Annotated in this window: 29 protein-coding genes and 1 pseudogene; 19 read left to right on the top strand and 11 right to left on the bottom strand. The window is 39.1% G+C overall.

Going from position 1 to position 20121, the window contains the following annotated elements:
* Positions 1–46 precede the first annotated feature (46 nt).
* Positions 47–1489, top strand: coding sequence for an aldehyde dehydrogenase family protein (locus V5M36_RS09230; RefSeq protein ID WP_338558189.1), 1443 nt, complete (start codon positions 47–49; stop codon positions 1487–1489).
* Between the two features lie 58 nt (positions 1490–1547).
* A pseudogene (locus tag V5M36_RS09225) lies at positions 1548–2000 on the top strand (SOS response-associated peptidase family protein); the annotation flags it as partial.
* A gap of 129 nt (positions 2001–2129) precedes the next feature.
* Here the strand turns inward: V5M36_RS09225 and V5M36_RS09220 are convergent.
* The 6 genes from V5M36_RS09220 to V5M36_RS09195 form a co-directional block, all read right to left on the bottom strand.
* Positions 2130–2351: a hypothetical protein gene (locus V5M36_RS09220; protein ID WP_067658070.1), complete on the bottom strand. Its 222-nt coding sequence runs from the start codon at positions 2349–2351 to the stop codon at positions 2130–2132.
* Between the two features lie 86 nt (positions 2352–2437).
* The gene (locus V5M36_RS09215) at positions 2438–2710 is read right to left on the bottom strand and encodes a hypothetical protein (protein WP_338558183.1); all 273 of its coding nucleotides are present in this window, start codon (positions 2708–2710) and stop codon (positions 2438–2440) included.
* Entirely contained in the window at positions 2710–2853 is a 144-nt protein-coding gene (locus V5M36_RS09210; protein WP_338558181.1) for a hypothetical protein, read from the bottom strand. The genes V5M36_RS09215 and V5M36_RS09210 overlap by 1 nt, the downstream gene beginning before the upstream one ends.
* On the bottom strand, positions 2850–4091 hold the full coding sequence (locus V5M36_RS09205; protein WP_338558179.1) for a hypothetical protein: 1242 nt from the start codon (positions 4089–4091) through the stop codon (positions 2850–2852). Before V5M36_RS09205 ends, V5M36_RS09210 begins: the two co-directional genes overlap by 4 nt.
* Positions 4088–5164, bottom strand: coding sequence for an ATP-binding protein (locus V5M36_RS09200; protein ID WP_338558177.1), 1077 nt, complete (start codon positions 5162–5164; stop codon positions 4088–4090). Before V5M36_RS09200 ends, V5M36_RS09205 begins: the two co-directional genes overlap by 4 nt.
* Positions 5164–5595, bottom strand: coding sequence for a hypothetical protein (locus V5M36_RS09195; RefSeq protein ID WP_338558174.1), 432 nt, complete (start codon positions 5593–5595; stop codon positions 5164–5166). Before V5M36_RS09195 ends, V5M36_RS09200 begins: the two co-directional genes overlap by 1 nt.
* Positions 5596–5791: 196 nt before the next feature.
* On the opposite strand from V5M36_RS09195, the gene V5M36_RS09190 reads away from it, so the two are divergent.
* The gene (locus V5M36_RS09190) at positions 5792–6193 is read left to right on the top strand and encodes a hypothetical protein (protein WP_338558172.1); all 402 of its coding nucleotides are present in this window, start codon (positions 5792–5794) and stop codon (positions 6191–6193) included.
* Here the strand turns inward: V5M36_RS09190 and V5M36_RS09185 are convergent.
* From V5M36_RS09185 to V5M36_RS09165, 5 genes are all read right to left on the bottom strand, one after another.
* A complete protein-coding gene (locus V5M36_RS09185) occupies positions 6188–6466 on the bottom strand; it encodes a hypothetical protein (RefSeq protein ID WP_338558170.1) in 279 nt (92 codons plus the stop codon). The two genes, V5M36_RS09190 and V5M36_RS09185, sit on opposite strands and share 6 nt — an antisense overlap.
* An 86-nt stretch (positions 6467–6552) precedes the next feature.
* On the bottom strand, positions 6553–6945 hold the full coding sequence (locus V5M36_RS09180; protein WP_338558168.1) for a DUF6232 family protein: 393 nt from the start codon (positions 6943–6945) through the stop codon (positions 6553–6555).
* 122 nt (positions 6946–7067) lie between these two features.
* On the bottom strand, positions 7068–7370 hold the full coding sequence (locus V5M36_RS09175; RefSeq protein ID WP_338558166.1) for a hypothetical protein: 303 nt from the start codon (positions 7368–7370) through the stop codon (positions 7068–7070).
* Between the two features lie 93 nt (positions 7371–7463).
* The gene (locus tag V5M36_RS09170; protein WP_338558164.1) at positions 7464–7679 is read right to left on the bottom strand and encodes a hypothetical protein; all 216 of its coding nucleotides are present in this window, start codon (positions 7677–7679) and stop codon (positions 7464–7466) included.
* Positions 7680–7689: 10 nt separating this feature from the next.
* A complete protein-coding gene (locus V5M36_RS09165; protein WP_338558162.1) occupies positions 7690–8454 on the bottom strand; it encodes a S24 family peptidase in 765 nt (254 codons plus the stop codon).
* A gap of 117 nt (positions 8455–8571) precedes the next feature.
* On the opposite strand from V5M36_RS09165, the gene V5M36_RS09160 reads away from it, so the two are divergent.
* From V5M36_RS09160 to V5M36_RS09085, 16 genes are all read left to right on the top strand, one after another.
* The gene (locus V5M36_RS09160) at positions 8572–8820 is read left to right on the top strand and encodes a hypothetical protein (protein WP_338558160.1); all 249 of its coding nucleotides are present in this window, start codon (positions 8572–8574) and stop codon (positions 8818–8820) included.
* Between the two features lie 8 nt (positions 8821–8828).
* Positions 8829–9104 (top strand): hypothetical protein, encoded by a 276-nt coding sequence (locus V5M36_RS09155; RefSeq protein WP_338558157.1) that lies wholly within the window; start codon positions 8829–8831, stop codon positions 9102–9104.
* Between the two features lie 49 nt (positions 9105–9153).
* Positions 9154–9411 carry a hypothetical protein gene (locus tag V5M36_RS09150; protein ID WP_338558154.1) on the top strand — a complete coding sequence of 86 codons (258 nt, stop codon included), beginning with the start codon at positions 9154–9156 and terminating at the stop codon, positions 9409–9411.
* Entirely contained in the window at positions 9408–9710 is a 303-nt protein-coding gene (locus V5M36_RS09145) for a hypothetical protein (protein ID WP_338558153.1), read from the top strand. Before V5M36_RS09150 ends, V5M36_RS09145 begins: the two co-directional genes overlap by 4 nt.
* A complete protein-coding gene (locus V5M36_RS09140) occupies positions 9707–10666 on the top strand; it encodes a helix-turn-helix domain-containing protein (RefSeq protein ID WP_338558150.1) in 960 nt (319 codons plus the stop codon). Before V5M36_RS09145 ends, V5M36_RS09140 begins: the two co-directional genes overlap by 4 nt.
* Entirely contained in the window at positions 10663–10923 is a 261-nt protein-coding gene (locus tag V5M36_RS09135; protein WP_338558148.1) for a hypothetical protein, read from the top strand. Before V5M36_RS09140 ends, V5M36_RS09135 begins: the two co-directional genes overlap by 4 nt.
* Positions 10920–11324: a DUF559 domain-containing protein gene (locus V5M36_RS09130; RefSeq protein ID WP_338558146.1), complete on the top strand. Its 405-nt coding sequence runs from the start codon at positions 10920–10922 to the stop codon at positions 11322–11324. Before V5M36_RS09135 ends, V5M36_RS09130 begins: the two co-directional genes overlap by 4 nt.
* Position 11325: 1 nt before the next feature.
* On the top strand, positions 11326–11805 hold the full coding sequence (locus tag V5M36_RS09125) for a hypothetical protein (protein ID WP_338558144.1): 480 nt from the start codon (positions 11326–11328) through the stop codon (positions 11803–11805).
* Between the two features lie 58 nt (positions 11806–11863).
* The gene (locus V5M36_RS09120) at positions 11864–12190 is read left to right on the top strand and encodes a hypothetical protein (protein WP_338558143.1); all 327 of its coding nucleotides are present in this window, start codon (positions 11864–11866) and stop codon (positions 12188–12190) included.
* Positions 12191–13900: 1710 nt separating this feature from the next.
* Positions 13901–14686 carry a DUF2971 domain-containing protein gene (locus tag V5M36_RS09115; RefSeq protein WP_338558141.1) on the top strand — a complete coding sequence of 262 codons (786 nt, stop codon included), beginning with the start codon at positions 13901–13903 and terminating at the stop codon, positions 14684–14686.
* Positions 14687–14726: 40 nt separating this feature from the next.
* The gene (locus V5M36_RS09110) at positions 14727–15164 is read left to right on the top strand and encodes a hypothetical protein (protein ID WP_338558138.1); all 438 of its coding nucleotides are present in this window, start codon (positions 14727–14729) and stop codon (positions 15162–15164) included.
* On the top strand, positions 15124–15765 hold the full coding sequence (locus V5M36_RS09105) for a putative metallopeptidase (protein WP_338558136.1): 642 nt from the start codon (positions 15124–15126) through the stop codon (positions 15763–15765). The genes V5M36_RS09110 and V5M36_RS09105 overlap by 41 nt, the downstream gene beginning before the upstream one ends.
* Positions 15766–15825: 60 nt before the next feature.
* Positions 15826–16323, top strand: coding sequence for a DUF2280 domain-containing protein (locus tag V5M36_RS09100; protein ID WP_338558134.1), 498 nt, complete (start codon positions 15826–15828; stop codon positions 16321–16323).
* Positions 16320–17975, top strand: a complete 1656-nt coding sequence (locus tag V5M36_RS09095; protein WP_338558132.1) for a terminase — start codon at positions 16320–16322, stop codon at positions 17973–17975. The genes V5M36_RS09100 and V5M36_RS09095 overlap by 4 nt, the downstream gene beginning before the upstream one ends.
* Before the next feature lie 12 nt (positions 17976–17987).
* The gene (locus V5M36_RS09090) at positions 17988–19406 is read left to right on the top strand and encodes a DUF1073 domain-containing protein (RefSeq protein ID WP_338558130.1); all 1419 of its coding nucleotides are present in this window, start codon (positions 17988–17990) and stop codon (positions 19404–19406) included.
* A gap of 58 nt (positions 19407–19464) precedes the next feature.
* Positions 19465–20061, top strand: coding sequence for a phage head morphogenesis protein (locus V5M36_RS09085; protein ID WP_338564127.1), 597 nt, complete (start codon positions 19465–19467; stop codon positions 20059–20061).
* Positions 20062–20121: the final 60 nt, after the last annotated feature.

Below are 20121 nucleotides of genomic sequence, written 5' to 3'. Positions count from 1 at the left end.
TAAGTATGAGCGTCATTCAGTCGCTTCAGAATAGGGATGTCATATCATGCAAACATATCAATTTAATAATCAACAATATATTGCGGGACAATGGATTCAAGGCACGTCAAAGCACATTATAAAAAATACAAACCCATATAATCAAAAGACCATTTTAGAGTTACAAGCAGCCAGTACAGCAGATGTCGATAGCGCATATCATGCCGCACAAGAAGCATTTTTTACATGGTCTAAAACGAATGCAGCGTCACGTAAAAGTTTAGTCATTCGTGTTGCAGAGATTATTTCTGAGCGTCGTACAGAAATCGTTGATTTACTTATAGAAGAGTCGGGAAGTACGCGTTTAAAAGCCAATATTGAAGTAGATGCGGCTTTGGCCATTATTCATGAGGCTGCAACATTTCCAAATCGTTTGCTGGATAGTAAATTAAAATCTCCTGATCCAGAACGCCATAGCTGGGTATACAAAAAAGCGCTTGGTGTGATTGCTGTCATTAGCCCGTGGAATTTTCCATTCCACTTGAGTATGCGCTCAGTGGTCACAGCCATTGCCATTGGAAATACTGTGGTACTTAAACCCGCAAGTGATACACCGATTACTGGTGGTTTACTGTTGGCCAAAATTTTTGAAGAAGCAGAATTACCAACAGGTGTTTTAAGTGTAGTCGCAGGTTTAGGACGTGAAATAGGTGACTATTTCGTAGAGCATGCTGTGCCTAAGTTGATTTCATTTACAGGATCGACCGAAGTTGGACAGGGTGTAGGCAAACTTGCTGTCAGTGGTACACATATAAAACGTGTGGCTTTAGAGCTAGGTGGTAATGCACCCCTTGTGATACTCGATGATGCGGATTTAGATTTGGCTGTAGAACTCACCGTTATGGGGCGTTTTTTACACCAAGGCCAAATTTGTATGAGCACCAATCGAGTTATTGTAGATGCTCAAATCTATGATGCTTTTATTGAAAAATTATTGATAAGAGCCAAACAAATTTCTTGTGGAGATCCTAGTCAAGAAGAAACACTGATAGGTCCGGTTATTAATGTAGATCAAGTCGAAAAACTTAAAGAAATTATTCAAAAAGCAGTTGCAGAAGGTGCCCAGTTAGCATTAAAAGGTGAGATTCGAGGAAACGTGATACCACCACACATTTTTATTGATGTTGACCCTCAATCAGACCTTGCTCAAGAAGAAAGTTTTGGTCCGATACTTCCAATCATCAAGGCTGAAGATGAAGCACATGCTCTAAGACTGGCGAATGACACACGATTTGGACTATCCAGTGCTGTGTGTACATCAAACAAAGAGCGCGGTTTGGCATTTGCTTTAGGGATAGATGCTGGAATGACCCATATCAATGCGATCTCAGTTGCTGATGATCCAATTGCGCCATTTGGTGGTGAGAAAAACTCTGGACTGGGTCGTTTTAATGGACACTGGATTTTAGAAGAATTTAGTCGCACGCATTGGGTGACGATCAACAAATAAGAACATTTTAAGCTGATCTAACAATTATAATAAGCTCATTTCGATGGGCTTATTTTTGATGTGTGCAAACTATAAACCGATTACGCTCAAACAGTTAAAAGCTTTGGGTTTAGAAAATATACCTTTTGAATACGAAGAAGAAATATTTCCTTTTTATCAAACGCCACTTTTATTCAAATCTGATCAAGGTTTAGAATGGCGTTCGTTAAATTTTGGATTGATTCCTAAATGGGTGGAAGACCCATCATTGGTCAAAAAAACATATAATGCGCGTAGCGAAACCTTACATCAGAAGCGAAGTTTTCAAGAGGCTTTTCAGAGATGTAACTTTGGCGTCATTCCTGTTTCTGAGTTTTATGAATCTAAATACGTAAATGGTCGTCCTCAACGCTGGGGAATTCGACGCAAAGATGGTCAAGGATTTTTTATTGCAGCTTTATACGAAGTTGCCAAAATTCAAAATAAAGTTGTGCGATCAGCCGCGATGCTTACTATGGATGCAAGTCATCATTGTTAATATAAGTATTTGTTTTTAAACTATAATTATTGTTTTCATGGTCTTATTACTCACAATATTACTCACATTTAGTTTTATTGTAAAAAAAGGCCGCTAAGTGCGACCTATTTTTTATACTTGTACTTACGCATCCATGGTGTCCATGTTATCACCATCTGTATTTACAATACACTCCAAAACATAGCTGTTCAGCCAATAGTTTTTTCGCCCATCCTTCATCGGTGATTTGACCCGACCATCATTAATTCTGGCATAAAGTTCCTTTTCTGAAATATTCATTCGTAAGGCAAACTCAGCAGTAGAAATGCGACGTTCAGTATTTGTTAAATCAATTGCAACACCCATCACCAGCTCCAGATTTCAATCAATATTGGTCCGTAAATCACCATTGCTATCTCAGTAAGTAAAAGAGACATTTCCATCACACTACCTCAACTAAACTCAGCTTTGCGATTTTGCATAGCCTGAACAGCCATGTGGTCAGCATATTGAACAAGCAATCCTTTAACCTTTTGAACCTTCGCAGGCTTCGTAATACTGAAAAGACACCCAATTGCATTGCCCGCCATACAGAAAGCAAATTCACTTGCTTTGTCAGCATCATGACATTTGATTTCTTCATATACTTTTGAAACAAACTGCTGAAAAATTTGCTCAGCAATTTCCTTAGCATCACCTTCTAGTTTTAAGTCATTTATTTTCATCATGCTCTCCACGTCGCTTCTTTAAATTTTGCATCTATAATTAAGTGCTCAATTTCACCAACACCCACGTTATTGAATATATGTGTCATTTTTGTCCCGAACACTGTGAGTGTCCGGGTGATTGACGAATAGTTGAAACTCATGATGTCACCACCTTATTCTCAAGCTCAAAACGACGCTTCTTAACGCAATCCATTAATTTAGGTTGAATGTCAGGATGACGAGAGCGAACCTCAGGAAGTTGTTCATTTAATTCATGTTCGGTTGATGCGCTTTGAATGCGTACCATGAGTGATGGTGGTTGAGAAATTTCAACGGGATTGACAGCAGTAAGCTCAACTAGACGTTTATTAATTGCAGTCATAACTGGTTTACGTTGCTCTTCAGTCCATGATCTTGTGTAACGAATATGTGCATTAACTTCTGCAGGACTATTGGCCAAAGCAACATCATTAAGAATTTCACTCAAGTGCTCTTGGTGTTTGATCGCTTTTTCAGCTGCAATTTCTTGCCCCACAGTTTCATTTATCAAACTATCTTCAGATGTCGTGACATTTTCTTGAGAGATAATCTCAATCCCTGTCTTAGGTGTGTATTGTTCCGGATCTAGCTCTAGGCACTTATCTTCAACCAACTTCATCAAATGATGTACATGAGTATCATCTAGGTGACCGTTAGCAGCGAAAGAGTGACGAAGTTTCAATACTGGATCTGTTGTTGTACATGCACTGATTTGCGCTGCGAACTTTTCAACAATTTTCAGAGGATCTTCTTCAATTACTTCAATTTCATCTAATGTATAGGCATGCTTAGTTTCCGCCTTGGTAGCAGTATCAACAGTAGCTTCCCAAGGAAAATCTGTAGATTCCTCGTCTGATGGCTTAACCTCAGCAATGGCCACTGAGGTATCAGTCATTTTTTTACGTGTTGTTTTCTTTGATTTAGTTGCAGGTTTTATAAACTCTTTAAAATCTACAACTTTTAAAACCAAATCATTATCAATACCCAATAAACTCTGAATAGCTTTTGCTTGTTTTTGAGCACTTTCAAAGTCTCGTTGAACTGAACCATTTTTTACAGCAAATACAAGATCTTCATATTCAGGAATAAATTGACCTTTAATAATACTGCCTGTATTTCCAAGCAAAAATACGTCTTGACCTTCAGCAAGCTCATCAAGTGAATACGGCTTTAAAAACGTAAATCCATTGATAGTGATTTCACTAATCTTGACGCAAAATTCATACCCTGGTGTAGCAAAAATGGTAGCAGGGAATTGATTTAGGTCGTCAAACTCAATTAAGCTACCGATAGCACGACACATAATATCTTTACCAGCCATTAATGCCGCAAAAGCTTCTTGTCCGTTTAAAGTTTTCATTCTGACCATCCCTCCATGTCCATCTTTGCCTGGCATGCGTTTAAAATATTCTGTTCGTATTTACCACCCTTGAAATAATCTGCAGGATATTGAAGTTCACTGGAACTTTGAGCATTTTGAATTGCAACCAAGGCTTTTTGATAATCAGCTTCAAGCAGGGAATCTTGTTCCTGTTGTAGCTGTTGCTCTGATTGTTGGTTCGACTGCGCCTGTTGATCTATAATTTTTCGTATGCTGTTGCACGTTTCTTCAAATACTTGTTGCCTAACGTCTTGCAGACTATTTAATTTCCGTTTAGCGCAATATTTATCAATATCAATGCCAGCCTGTGTCATTAACATTTCTAATTCTAGATACTGATTTCCATTAATGGTTGAGTCTGCAGAACCTGAAGAGAGCCACTGAGCAAGCTTTATACCTGTTTGTTCAGTAATTTGTTCTGGTTGTAGGAATAGCCCAGTACGATCTTTAGTTGCAACTGCATAGTTATCGCCGTGTGTGATATCAAGAACAGTCGTAAATTCATACTCAATACCATCTCGTTGTTCGGCCTTAAGACCAATTTTTTCAACTTTTTTCTTACCACCACCAGCATCTACCTGAACCGTATCCATTTTGCTACGCATGGTTACGATGATATTGATACTCGAGTGAAGCATTGCATCAATGAATTTGCGGTGTTTAGGCGTGATTTCACTCCATGCACCCCACGTATTACCTTTGAATTTTCCTTTTCCTAAAGCATCTACCATTTCTAAACAGCCACCAACCCCTGACCACTCATGCGTAATACTGTCTAAAATGACCGTGTTATAGCCAGCCTTTTCAGCAGCCTGAATTGCAGTTATAAATTTATCCGGTGAATAGGGTGGTTGTAAGTTTGCGCTATCGAAATCCATGACATTTGCATACAGTTCAGCACTGCTATTTTCAGTATCAACAACAGCAACTTTGCCACCGATACCTTTAGCAATCAGAAGCGCACCCAGTGTTTTACCTGCACCAGTTGGACCAGCAAGGGCAAGGCGTAGTTTTGCATTTTTACGCTCAGCTTTTTTGAAGAATACAGACATTACACAGCCTCCACTAATTTATGCTTTTCGATATGACCTTTGATCAGCAGGTTGATATAGCGATGGTCGATCTGATCTGTGAAGTCTTTGTATGGATTACCATTGGCATCGAATACATTCACGTTATGAAGATCTACAACTTCTACAGCGGTGAATTCTGAACCGGGTACGCCGTAGCTGTCTGGGAATGGTTCAACTTCAAATGCAACTTGAACTTTAAAACCGTCAAGGTTGATAGTTGCTTGACCTTGGGTATTTGAGCTCATACTCAAAGCTTGAAGGGCGTATTCAGAATCAGTTGATTGAGATACTGGGCTAGAATGTGATTGGTATGAATTAGGCTCGTATGTGAATGCTAATACACCAATTGATACAGAAGCAGCGAAGGCTGCAACAGTAAAGGAGTTGATTGGATTTAGTTTTGTGTTCATAATTATCTCGCAAGTTGAAAAGCCCTGATCGCCGTCGAAAGTTCTCGGGGCTTTTTATTATCTGATGAGATGTAATTTAGTATTTACTAAATAATATGTCAATAGTAATTACTAAATATTTAGTAAATTAAATTAGTATTATGTTTTAATAGGCAAAAGAAAACCCACGCAGGGTGGGTTATTTGGAGTCTTTAAGATGAGTTTAACTAAATCAGAAATAGAAGATATTCGAGAAAAATTGATTGATATTCAATTAACTCTAAACTCTCATCACAACACTGTCACAACGGATAATATTGATGCTCAGCCCGATGAAACACACTGGCGAATTGATCATACAAAGCCAGTAAAACAAATTAATGAAATTGCACGATTATTAGGTATCAACCTTTGTGACTCCCTTCGATGCTCTAGTGCTAACAATCAAATGAAATGCGGTGTAATTCCCGCAGGAACACGAGTTAAACTATATGAAGGGTCAATCACACTCTTAGAAGATACTGCTGTAGATACAAGCCAAGAGTGGATTGATAAGGCGATTCAAGATCAAGAGGATTTTAATAATGACATCGGGGTCACATCAGAGCCAAAATTATGACCAAATATACTTCTTAAGCCAATTTCTAGTTGAGTCTGTTAGAGTTTTAGTCCACGAAGTATCTTTTGTTACTAATGTGACAAACAATTTATCATCATTATCAATATATCGTGATAGGGCGTTAACTATATCAGAGGCTGCTCCTTTATGACCTATAATCCAAACTGATTCAAGAGGTCTAGAGTACCCATTGGCTAACGATTTAATAGCCTCAAATAATTTTTCGTAATCCTTATCACCAATAAGATCGTAGCTGATTAAGTACTTCGTCATTCATTTCTCCACCCGATCCAAAGGACTGCGTCGGGTTCGCAGCTAAAGATCAAAAATCATCATGATGAAAAAAATTAACACTTAATCTATCCGCGATGGATGATTGCTTGATTAAGTGCAGACACAACATTGGAGATAAAACTAAGATCCTCACTCGATAGTGCCTGAACTTCGCCAGAAGATGATTGAAGAATTACAGATGCAATAGGTTTTGCCTTGTAAATCAACCAAGCACCAACACCAACCAATCCCAAACCAATTAATTTAGCGCCACCGCTTGTTGCTAAAAATATAATAATACCGATGATAACCAACCAAATACCTGTTTTTTTATCAGCAGGCTTGATTCCTTGTTTTACAGATGTAACCCCATTCATTGCATAAGTTTGACCATCTACGATAAATCTTGCATTTGTAACAACAGTATGCCCATTGTTAAAAAATTCAGTTTCATTGGGTTGTGGCATATAAATACTCATTTTTTTCTCCACCCGATCTGTTTTAAAGTCCTGCGTCGGGTTCGCAGTTTAAAAACTTATTGAGGCCCAAGCTAAAGCTGCCAATACAAAGAGCACCCCTAGTTGTATGTAGTCATATTTACTCATAACTCAGAATACTTCTCTATAAATTCGTCTAACCATCCTTGTGCCACCTCAATATTGGTTATATCAGCCAGCTTTAGATTAGTGCCTTCTGCTTCATTAAATCCCTCAATAATGGCTTCGAAGATATTTGCTTCATTAATGACCTCGCGTGCAATTTCCCCAGCGTCATAGCTTTGCTTGGCTTTTTTAAGCGAGGCTATCTGTTTATCAATTCCTGCACCAATCTTACCTAGTGCTAATTTAAATTCTTGACGATTAATCGATAGCGCCGTTTTGGATTTATTAAGTGTTGCGATCATTATTTTCTCTTTTCTTTTAGGAGTTTTAATTAATTCTTGTGCAGGGATGGAGTTATATTGTCCAGACGCAAATAGCTTGCGTCTGGTTCGCAGTTATTTATCCTGATTAAAGGGTGATACGCCTATTTCACCACTTTCACACTTCTTAGCCATTTCTTCCATTGTCATAACTGGAATAAAAACAGTGTCACCTAATTCTTTTCTTAATTCGTGAACCTCTTCAACAGATAGTGATAATTCTTGATTTTCATCAGAGGCACTAATCAATTTATCTATGATTCTATTAATTAATAAATCATTGTTATTCATGTTTACTCCTTTAGGGCTTAACTAGAGCCAATTCGAGACGTCCAACAAAATTAATTTCGTTTAATTGTTCATTAGTAATAAATTCATCTGGGTAACGAACTTTATCTGGGTTGTCACTGGCCAACCTTACAGTCTTACTGCCTGCATAGCTGACAAAGATCCGCTTCATCCTTAACTCATGATTGTGGGTAAAAACATATACATTGCCATTTTTTATACCATCAGGATCTTTATCTGATACATCAATAAACAAGGGGCTGTTAGGCGCTACGGTAGGCCACATACTGTATTCATCTGAATAAATAATTCTTAAATTATCTGATTTGGTTTGCACACCCATAATTTTAAGAATGTATGGATCTATATCTAAATATTCACTTACATCTTCTAAAAAGTTCTCAATACCTGCACCACAAGATGCCTTTATATCCCTGTAAACAGGAATTTTGACATTAGATGCCTTTTTCTCACCATCTCTAAATTTGATTGGTGAAATTTTAATAGCCCCAGTGGTTGTTGATATTATTTCCTCTTGGCTCTCAGCGGGAGCCAAAAGAGACTTATCAAGCAAACCATCTTCCCAGCCAACTTTGCGCTCCAAATTTCTAGCAGCTCGTTCTCCGAAACTCCCATGACCATTTAGTAGTTGAGATATGTGACTTGGATTTAAATCATAGTGCTCACAGAAAGCCACATCAGACTTGAATCCTTTAGATTTAATAACAGCGTTAATAGCTGTGCGCAAATTTGTGCGTCTTAAAGCAATTTTATCCATATTTAGTATTTCATATAGTTTTTAGTAAAAAGTAAATTCGTAATTGCTAAATACCGATTGACTTGTTTAGTGATTGAAATTAGTATTTACTAAATATCACTAATCAGGGGATTTAGCATGTCTTCCAGCAACTCAATCGAACTCAAATCTTTTCTTATGAGTCTTTCTGCTCAAGACAAGGACGCTTTTGCTGAACGGTGCTCAACAACAGTTGGTTACTTGAATCAAATCATGTATGGCAACAGCAAATGCAGTGCCTCCCTAGCAATTAAGATCGACAAAGAAAGTAATGGTGTAGTTAGTTGTGACCTGCTTTGCCCAGAAGCAGATTTTGATTATGTCCGCAATCAAACATTATCAGCCTAGGAACAACCATGACTAACAGAAAACCTAAAAAGGACGCATCCATTACTTTGCATATGCCTTCAGACCATAAAGAGCAATTATCCATGTTGGGTGAAATGCAGCGTGCAGGACAGGGTGCAAGCGAATACGTGTATGAAAACTTAATCAAACCTCATCTCCAGAAATTAAAAGCTGAGACAAAGATTAAACAAAGAATATTCGGCTTAACAGAGAACCATAAAATCGATGAGCACCGCTCAGATTTATCAGATCGGAATGATCTTTTAGACATTAAAAAAGCCTGATCTAGAGAATCAGGCTTTTAGCAATTCAAAACTTTAGAAGGCATTGAATATGAAATCAAATTTAGCACAACAATTAATTCAAAACAATCCAGACACAGACTTCTTGGCTGGTGATGTCGTGGTGTACATGAACCATATCAAAATTGATGACCTGAAGATGGTCGAGGCATTTCAACCTGCAGAATATTACTGGTTGGAGTGTGGCCAACTTGTACATCGTACTGATATTCAACTGGCATCACCTGCAGAACTTAAAGCTAAGCGTCGTTTATCTGCAGTAGAGCTATCAATAGCGGAGGTTTCATGAATTTCCAATTTCAGAATAAACCAGAGTTTCAGCAAAGGCAGAATGTGCAGTCATTTTATGAACCTGCATTGAAATTGCTAGATGAAATGCTTGAGCGAAATAAAGCAAATCTTCGCAGCAAAGGCTATGACGAAAATAATGCCGCAATCTCTAAAAATGCCTTTAAGGAGTTGTTGGTGTATCGCATGCGAATTTCACAATGGTTGGCGCAGGAAGTGATTAGCAGTTTGATTAAATCTGCAGCTGTAGATTCATTTGGTAGCTTTATAAAACCTAAAGCGAGTGAGGTAAAACCATGAGCTTAGATGCAAGTGTATGGGCGTGGAAAATTGAAATGTCCACAAAAAAAGGCGGTGCTTTGAAACCGCTTAAAAAACTAGTATTGCTCTCACTGGCTGATCGTGCTGGTGAAGACCATTGTTGTTATCCAAGTATGCAGAGACTTGAAAGAGATACTGGTTTAGAGCGTAAAACTGTACTAAAAATCATCTCAGAATTAATTGAAGATGGCTTTATTTTGGATACTGGAGAGCGAAAAGGCAACACGAAACGGGTGAAAGTTTACCGTTTAATCGGTGTAAATGGTCGTGAAACTATGCCAATAACGGAACCATTAGACGATAAAAAACCAGCTAAAATAGTGCCAACAACGGAACAGTTCCAACAACGGAATCATTCCATCAATGGGACTTTGAATAGTGCCGTTGTTGGGACTTTGAATAGTGCCGTTGTTGGGACACAGAATCTCCCAATGAATCTCCCATTAGAATCTAAAAATAAAAAAACGTGGATTTGCCTTGAAAAACTTCGTGAAGAAATTTACTTGGCCGATGACGGAATCGATTTTGAATCCATCATGAATTCAAAATGGTTCGAACGAGAAAAACGAGCATTCGAAATTTACAACGCTGAAAAATCCATGAGCGATGATTTGATGATCTACCACTTCGCTGATTGGCTGATCAACGCTTACAAAACCAAATATTCTGAAAAACCAAGTTCAGGCCCTTCTGGAAACTCAAGTTCACCGAAATTAAATTCAAATCGACTCACTGAAAAACAAATTCAGGTCTTTGCTCAAAAACTTTCTCACCATCCTGAGTTCGCAGGAACGTTCAGTGAACCAGGGGAGTCATACGACAAACTTGCAGCACGTATCGCTGTGAAACTTGAAAACCCAGCGCAAGCGAAAAAATGGGAATCGTATCTCAAGCAGGTTGGATTCAACGGATCTCTGCAGGGAGACAAAGCATGAATCCCACAAGCCAAACCTACAGAGACCTCATCATTTTCAGAATCATGGCCACAAACACTGGACGCATCTCTGTAAAACAAATTCATGAATCGATTCAACCTCAGGTGGGGATGTCAAAACGAAGTCTGCAACGTCATTTGAATAATTTAGAAAAATGTGGATTGGTCAGCAAGGATGGAGAAATGCCACAAGGATTTACTCTATCCAAACATGCAAAAAAATTATTCAACGAATTAGCAACTGGAATTGATGAATGACGAGTATTTCTCTTGCTGAATATCAAAAGTTGTATGGATCCAAGAGTAAGAATGCGCGTAAATCAAAATCTCCGCGCCGTGGTAAGCAAATTGAGAGTGAGGGTGAGTCATTACTAGTAGTTCAGCTTAAAGCGCTCAGGATCGAATTTGAGAGAGAATTTAAGTTTCATCAAAACAGGAAATGGCGGGCTGATTTCTATCTAGTTGGAAAAAAGATTTTAGTTGAGGTTGAAGGTGGGATCTGGAGTGGAGGGCGACATACCAGAGCTAAGGGATATTTAGGCGATATGGAGAAATATAACGCGGCAACAATGCTGGGTTATCAGGTCATACGGTTTAGTACAGAGCAAGTAAAATCAGGTTTAGCGATACAGCAAATTGAGAAGATGGTAGGGGAATAGAATGGGTGTAGCGGTGGCAACGATTATGCAGACAACGGATTGGTCTAAGTTTAGTACGGAGGATTGGTTTCGTCAGTTTGGGGCTTGGATCAACGGTAACACAGAAAATAAAAGAAAGTTTTATAAGTGTTTGAACGTTAAAAAACTGACACAAAAACAACGAGAAGCTTTGCTTGCTCTGTACATGAATGATGATGAATTTAAAGAGCCTTATCACCGCCGTGGGGTTGTTTGCCAAATTACAGATAATGAAGCCCGTGCATTTCAGCGTATTGTTTTAGATATTAGAGCTATTGAAAGTGAGCCGCTTCAAGATTGGATAGATGCTATATGGCAGGTATGTGTAGAGGATCAAAAATTACGTAAAGTGGCTGCCATGTTTAATACATCAACGATTCAGATTCGCCAAGATATGAAATGCGGATTAGCATTTATTTCCGGGCGTTATCCCAATCTTGTTTCTGACCTTCTTCAAAAGTAAAACTCAGTCTAATCTGATATAAGTTTATCAACTGATAATTGGATTAAGAGGATTAGAAATGAAGTCCACACCCGATCAGGCGATATATGATTTTAGCAATGCTATCTACAAGCTGGCTTTTAATGATTTTAAAACGGAAAATCTACCATTGGAAAAAGCTAGTTTTTTATTTCAATGCTTGATTCAAATGAATGATTTAAAAATGTTAGATGGTGAAATAACTCTAAGTGATCAAACTATCAAATATGTTGTGTTTGAGGAAAAATACACCTTTTGGTTAGTTGAAGCACCTGAACCAAATGAAAAATATGCTTTTTTAGATTACCTAGCTAAGGAAATTACAGCTATATTCTACAATCTAAACCCAGATGACTGTATTAGATGATTAAATGGCTTGCCTGTGTACACAGGTTATGGCATATTTCGCTTATAGTGCATGAAGTATGTGAGTTGCGCAGAAAGAAGCTCACACATATGTGTTTATAGAATTTAAAGTTTATTGCCTGTCTCTCATACGACAGGTATTTTTTTGTCCAAGTGTTTTGCCTGAAACATAATGTAAGTGACTATTAAGTTATAATTTGTTAATATACTGATTATAAATCAATAGATAAATATAATACCTGGACTCCTAAAGCCTGCATTTCCCCCAAAATGTGGGCTTTTTTTTTAAAAATTGTTACGATAGCTTCTACCAAGAAACTAGTATGGATTTATGAGCATAATTAGAAACAGCTTTGGCGGTTTAACAAAGGAATATTATTTTAGAAACCTATTTATTGGATCTATATTTGGTGTGTGCGCATGGTTTTTAATAGATACTCTAGAAAAAGGATCGACCAATCCAAAAGCTTTATCCACAATAATTACAATTAAGGCTCTAATAGTGCTGAATTCGGTTTTATATCCTTATTCTAAATTTGTTTATGATTCAATTTGGGGAGTTGTCTTAGGTGATCGGGCATACGCATACTCAATTAACCCTATTTCAATAATTTTTATACTTGTTATGAGATATCTCTGTTGGGCATTTGCTGTAGTCTTAGCGCCGTTAGGGTTGATCCTTATTTATCTAAAAAATCGATAAATATTATCCAGTACTCATAGGTTCAATCCTACCGGGCGAACCAGCTTCAAGGAAGCTCATCGAATGGTGGGCTTTTTTGATTTGGTTTAAAAAAATTGTGCTATAATTCATATTTAGATCACTTAGGTCTGTGGTATTAGGGGTTTCTGTGATTAGTGGTTCGATTCCACTCATAGTACTTGGATTGGTTGCCTTTCTTTTAACTTTAATATTGTGTTTTTTAACAAACCATTCAACAGTTTTATTAAGTCAACAAGAGGTGTCTATGAAAAAACAAATTATTACTGCATTAGCTATGTTTTCAAATGGTGTGGCAATTAATCTGTTTAGTACTGGGTTAGGTATGGCACAGACCTAAATGATCTTGAATTAAGAGCTCATCATTCGATGGGCTTTTTGTTGCTTAATTTAAATTTGTATATTGTTGGTACGTTCGGGTAAGTTGAGAGGGAATTAACTTACTGAGATGGTAAAGATGAAAGTTATCCATGTGTTTGAGACTTTTAAAAACGTATATCATGATTATGAATTTAGGGAAAAGATCAACTTTGGTCCTTATTACCCGGATACCTATACAAGCTTCCCGAATGGGACGATGTTTCAACATACAATCGAATATCCTGATGCTACTTTCTTGATTTACTATAATCAGGTTTTAGAAGGGGATGAATTAGAAAAAATGAAAAGTGACTTTCTTAGATACTGCCCTATACAGTAAACAAAATCTTTTTAAGGTTTTAATGAACAAATAAAGTTTTACTCTATTTCACACTAGTTATTCGCCGAACGTATTACGGCGTATAAAACCCTGCTCAATATGCATTATTGGCAGGTTCTGTACCTTCTTATTGAGTGGTGTTATGACAAATAACAAGCACCTCGTAGAAAGTGAAAGATGCGAAGCGGTATATAAAGTCAGGAAAATTTGGAATTTTAAATTATTAACCATTTAGTTAAATCAATTGCATCTGTATACAATATTGTTTTTTATTTAAATAAGCATACAAAATGGAAAAACATCTACACTTAGGGGAGTTAGATCAGCATGCCAAAATTTGGCGTTATATGGATTTAACTAAATTTTTGGATTTAATTTTAAACCAGGAGATCTACCTTAGGCGAATCGATAAGTTTCAGGACGTTTATGAGGGTTTTGTGTCTGCTAAGTTTTGTGATGTGGCACATAAAAGTTATGCAGATCTAGCAAAGCCATTCGGTAAATCTGAAGAGGATATGGAAGAATTATCCAATCTCCATATAAATAACCAATCATTATTGCCAATGTATTCATATGCAAGTTGTTGGTACATAGGAGAAGAAGAATCCGCTGCAATGTGGAAACTATATGGCGAAACTAAAAACTGTATTGCTATACTCACTTCAGTCGCCAACCTAGAAGAAGCACTAATAAATGATAACAACAATGCGGTAGTGTATATTAAAGAAGTTACTTACCACGAGGACGATAAAAGGCCAGAATCAATTAATTGGCTTAATCCATTGTTTGAAAAAAGAACAAGTTTTAAATATGAACAGGAATTGAGAGTTCTTTATTTCCTGGGTGAAGGGCTTACGTCAATAAGTTATCCAAATAATCTAAACCCACCCGATAAAAAAAGCATTAACAATCCAGATGGAATAAAGTTAAAAATTAATTTAGCTACACTTGTGAATGGAGTTTACATCTCACCAGAGGCGGATCCGCATTTTAAAGGGTTAGTTGAAAAACTTCTTGATAGAATGGGTCTTCAGGATATAGGGTGTATTCAGTCAGAACTCTACACGCTTAAATAAGTACAACCTCCTTCTGGAGGTTTTTTAATGGGCGCAATTTATGGACGAAAAAGATTATTTCTGGGCAACCAAGAAACGTCCACCTAAAACAAAATCTCGCACCAAGCCTTTACCTAAAGCGAAAGAAAAATACTTAGAAGCTGAAGAAACTTTATTCCAAGAATTAGAAGAACACTTAATTGGGCATGAGCGTAAGTTTCAATTTGAGCCAACCAAAAACTGGCGGTTCGATTTTTATATTGTGAGGTTGAGACTTCTTATTGAAATCGCTGGTAGCCCATGGTCAGTTGGTCGTTGTGGGAAAAAGATAGCAAATGCATTTTGTAAATATGATATGGCCGAAGAAATGGGTTATGCGCTTGTGCGTCTTGAGCCTCATCAAATTGAATCAGGTTGTGCGATTAATTGGATTCAAGCTCAATTAAAGAGATTAAAAGATGGAACAGATCAGACCATTCCCGCCGACAGATCTGATTGATCAGGCTGATGAGGAAGAAGCGATCCGCTTGGCACCCGCCGTAGATTTAAAAGATTGGGTTATTAAAAACTGGCTAACCATTGGTGGTGAATTACATAACCCTGATCATGACCATATAGCTGAGCTATTGCATGATGATGAAACCTTTTTAGCATTCGCATGGGCCTCATCTGCCGCCGTAGCGAAAAAACGTATGGTGTTGGGTCAATGTGAAAAAGTAATGTTTAACCAGGGCGGATGGAAAAAAGCAAGACAAGAACAACAGATGCGTGACTGGTTTGGTTTTGTACCTCAATACTTAATTACTGTAGATGCAGCCTTTTGCGAACAGACGTCGGATCGTGAATTCTGCCGACTCATCGAGCATGAGCTTTATCACATTGGTGTTGAGCGTGATGAGGACGGCGAACCTATATATAGCGATAACACTGGTTTACCAAAGCATTACTTAGCTGGTCACGACGTGGAAGTGTTCTTTGGTGAGACAAAACGTTGGGGTGCTGATGAATCAGTCAAACGGCTTTTGGAAATTGCCAAGAATGCGCCGTTTGTTTCAGAAACGAATATTGCTGCGTGCTGTGGAAATTGCGTAATTGGATAGAGCTGAAAGGCTCTATTTTTTTGCCTATCTTGCTATACGTAGCTATACAAAGAGGTGTTTATGGCAGCACTAAAAGAGCCTGTAAAAATGTTTATAGTTCAGTCTCTTGCTTGCTTTGAAACCCCTCAACAAGTTGTAGACGCTGTAAAGCAAGATTATAAGATTGAAATAACACGCCAACAGGTAGCGCTTTACGACCCAACGAAAGTTGCTGGACGTAATCTCAGTAAGAAATTGAAAGATTTATTTGAACGTACCCGGACAGATTTTCGGGAGAACATTGAAGATATTGCGATAGCCAACAAGGCATTTCGATTACGCGAGCTTCAGAAGATGTATGACGATTCTGGGCGAAATAAAAGAGCTAAGCAGAATTTACTCAAGCAAGCGTATCAAGAAACAGATGCCCGTATTACTCGTCAAGAAATTACCGGGAAGGATGGGCAACCTATCAAAACTGAAAATACAAACAACAATCCACCCCAATACACACCAGAGCAACTCGCAGGCATGACCGCGCAAGAGCTTTCACGTTTGGCAATTAATGGCAAGTTATGACCTATGCACTTGAAGAAATAGCGCCACTAATTAAAGAGTGGACAGTCAACACGCGTCTACCTGAAGTCATTAGCGAAATGACACGGCGTTATTACTACAAAGCTGTAATTGAGCAAAACGAGCAAAGCAAGCAGGCAGAGATTTATAAGTGCAGTAAAGACCCAGTGCACTGGTTCAATAACTGGATCTGGACATATGATCCCCGGGGTATGGCCTTTGGACTACCTGCAAATATTCCTTTCGTGCTTCGACCTAAGCAGGTTGAATTGGTGCACTGGTTGCTTGAAAGAGAGGGCAGTCAAACTCACGGCTTAATTGAAAAGTCTCGTGATGAGGGCATGAGCTACGTTGTACTTGGTTTCTTTTTACATCGATGGTTATTTGTCGAAGGCTTTGCAGGTGGTGTAGGGAGTCGTAAAGAGGAACTTGTAGATAAGCGTGGGGATCCTAAAACACTGCTGCATAAATTTCGCGACATGTTTAGCAAGATGCCGGACTGGATGAAACCTAAAAACTTTTCATCTCGTGATCATGATAACTACATGCGTATCGTGAACCCAGACAACGGCGCAACCATTACCGGTGAAGCGGGTGACAACATTGGTCGTGGCGGTCGTACGTCAATGTACTTTCTTGATGAATGGGCATTCGTAGAGCGTCAGGAGGCTGTGGATGCTGCAATATCTCAAAATACTAACGTGCATATTAAAGGGTCTACTCCAAACGGTATTGGTGATCGTTTTCACCGAGATCGTTTTAGTGGTCGCTATTCCGTCTTTACTATGCCGTGGCGTGACAACCCGGATAAGAATTGGCAAGTAGATCTACGCGGTAAATTGATTTACCCCTGGTATGAAAAGCAGTTGGCCACACTTGATGAGGTGGTATTAGCCCAAGAGGTTGATATTAACTATGCCGCATCGGTTGAGGGTGTATTGATTCCATCTGTATGGGTTCAAGCTGCTATTGATGCTCATGAGAAACTCAATATTGAGGCTACAGGTGATCGTATTGGTGCCCTAGACGTTGCAGATGAAGGTAGGGACAAGAACTCATTTGCAGGGCGTCACGGTATCGTTCTGGAGTATCTAGAGTCTTGGTCGGGTAAAGGTGATGACATCTTTGGAACAACTCAAAAAACTATGGATACCTGCATAGATAAAGATTACGGCCTGTTTTATTACGATGCAGACGGCTTGGGTGCAGGCGTTCGTGGTGATGCTCGTGTGATTAATGAGAAACAGCGTGAAATTGGTGGAGTTGAAATTAACGTCGAATCATTCCGAGGTTCTGCCGCCGTACATGATCCTGATGGTGAGATGGTAGAGAAGCGTAAAAACAAAGACTTCTTTGCGAACCTCAAAGCTCAGTCATGGTGGTCATTACGCATGAGATTCCAGAATACCTACCGCGCTTTAAAGGGTATGGAATATGACCCCGATAATCTAATTTCACTGTCTAGGGGAATTGATAAGAATGAGTTTGATCAACTGGTCATGGAATTATCACAACCGACCTACATGAAAAATGGTGTCGGAAAAATCTTAGTCAATAAGCAACCAGACGGCGCCGTTTCTCCTAACCGAGCCGACAGCGTAATGATCTGCTTTAATCCTGCAATTTCCGATATGGCGATATGGGATAAGCTCTAACCGAGATAAACAATGAAATTATTTAAATATACCGCAGATGGTTTTCAAAACTTTGCTGCGCGACTCGGCTTGGGTGCGGGAAGCCAACATGATCAATCAGGTTATGGCTTTGATTTTCTGAGCCGTGACCGATTAAAGCTTGAGGCAATGTATCGTTCAAGCTGGGTGGTTGGTCAAGTGGTCGATGTTGTGGCCGAGGATATGACGCGTGAAGGCGTGAACATCCGAGGCTTAGATGATCCAAGTGATGTTGAAAAAATCCAAAAGGCTTTGGATGATCTGGAAATCTGGAATGAGTTGGCCAACGTTATTAAATGGGGTCGTCTATACGGCGGTGCTATCGCTGTGATGATGATTGATGGCCAGAATGTAAGTACACCGCTAAAAATTGAATCTGTTGGTAAAGATCAATTCAAAGGCCTATTGGTTTTGGATCGTTGGTTGGTTCAGCCGACATTACAGGATCTAGTTACTGACTATGGTCCCGATTTTGGTAAGCCAAAGTTTTACAATGTGATTGCAGACTCATTAGGGTTATCCAACCAGAGAATTCATCATTCACGCATTATTCGCTTTGATGGTGTGGATCTACCTTATTGGCAACGTATTGCTGAGAACCTATGGGGACAGTCAGTCATCGAACGAATGATTGATCGTTTGACGGCATTCGACAGTACAACTATGGGTGTTGCTCAGCTTGTCTATAAAGCGCATTTACGTACATACAAAGTGAAAGGCTTGCGAAGCATTATTGCTGCAGGTGGTAAGGCACTAGAGGGGTTGGTGAAGCAGATTGAGCATATTCGCTTATGGCAATCGAATGAGGGATTAACCCTTATGGATGCCGAAGATGAATTCCAAGCCCACTCATATAGCTTTGCGGGACTTGACGCCGTATTGCTTCAATTCAATCAGCAATTATCAGGTGCTTCACAAATTCCATTGGTTCGATTGTTTGGGCAGTCTCCTGCAGGGATGAACGCCACTGGTGAGTCAGACCTATCGAATTACTACGACAATATCAATCAACAGCAAGAACGGCGTATGCGCTCGGGGCTTGGCAAGCTTTTGCGGATTGTTTCTTTATCTGTTTTAGGAAAGCCATTGCCGGATTCATTCACATTTGACTTTGCGTCTTTATGGCAGATGGATGATGTGCAGAAAGCTGATGTGGCCACCAAGATTACTGATGCTGTATGTAAAGCTGAAGAGCAAGGTTTGATTACACAGAAAGGTGCAATGAAAGAACTTCGCCAATCTAGTGAAATCACTGGCGTATTCTCGAATATCACCGATGGAGATATTGAAGCTGCGAACGATGAACCACCTGCACCGATGAGTGATCCAGATGAAACAGACAATCCGACATACACCGAACCGAGCACGGAAAGTGGAGTTGAGGTACGGCAGACAGTTGAGGCAGATAGCTAGTCATATCGACTCAATTGTTAAAGGTTTTGATGTTCAGGATGAAACGGTCTATCCGTCGATGGTCACAGCTTTGCGAAAGTATGCTGAGTCCTTAGATATTTGGGCTAGAAGCGCCTCGAGCAGAATCATCATGGATGTGGCTTTACGTGACGAAAAAACATGGCTCATTTACGCTCAAGATATGTCAAAAGGCATTAAAGATCAGATTAGAAATACTGATATTGGTGCGACATATCAAAAGCTTGTGAATGAGCAGGTTGGTTTGATCAAGTCACTACCTCTAACTGCTGCACAACGTATTCAGGATTTAGCTACACGCGCCGTGATTGAGGGTGGTCGATCTAATGAAATATCAGGTCTGATCATGTCAATTGGCAGTGTGACTAAAGCCCGAGCAAATACTATTGCACGTACTGAAATATCAAAAGCTACAACGCTATTTACGCAATCACGTGCTGAAGCGCTGGGAAGTGATGGGTATATCTGGCGAGATTCAGGTGATAGTGATGTGCGTCATAGACATGCTGAGCTGAATGGCCAATACGTCCCTTGGGATAAGCCACCGGTTGTTGATAAAAAGTCAGGTCGTAGGGCGCATGCCGGTTGCGATATTAATTGTCGATGTTATCCAGAACCGGTTATCCCGGAAGACTAATAAGGAACCAAAAATGAGTATTCAGGAAATTCGCTTAAAGCTAACTCAGCAGGCACTTGA

It is taken from the genome of Acinetobacter sp. KS-LM10, from assembly GCF_036896575.1.
Lineage (GTDB): Bacteria > Pseudomonadota > Gammaproteobacteria > Pseudomonadales > Moraxellaceae > Acinetobacter > Acinetobacter avistercoris.
The sequence above is the reverse complement of the archived record's forward strand: the minus strand, read 5'-3'. Positions and strand labels throughout refer to the sequence as shown.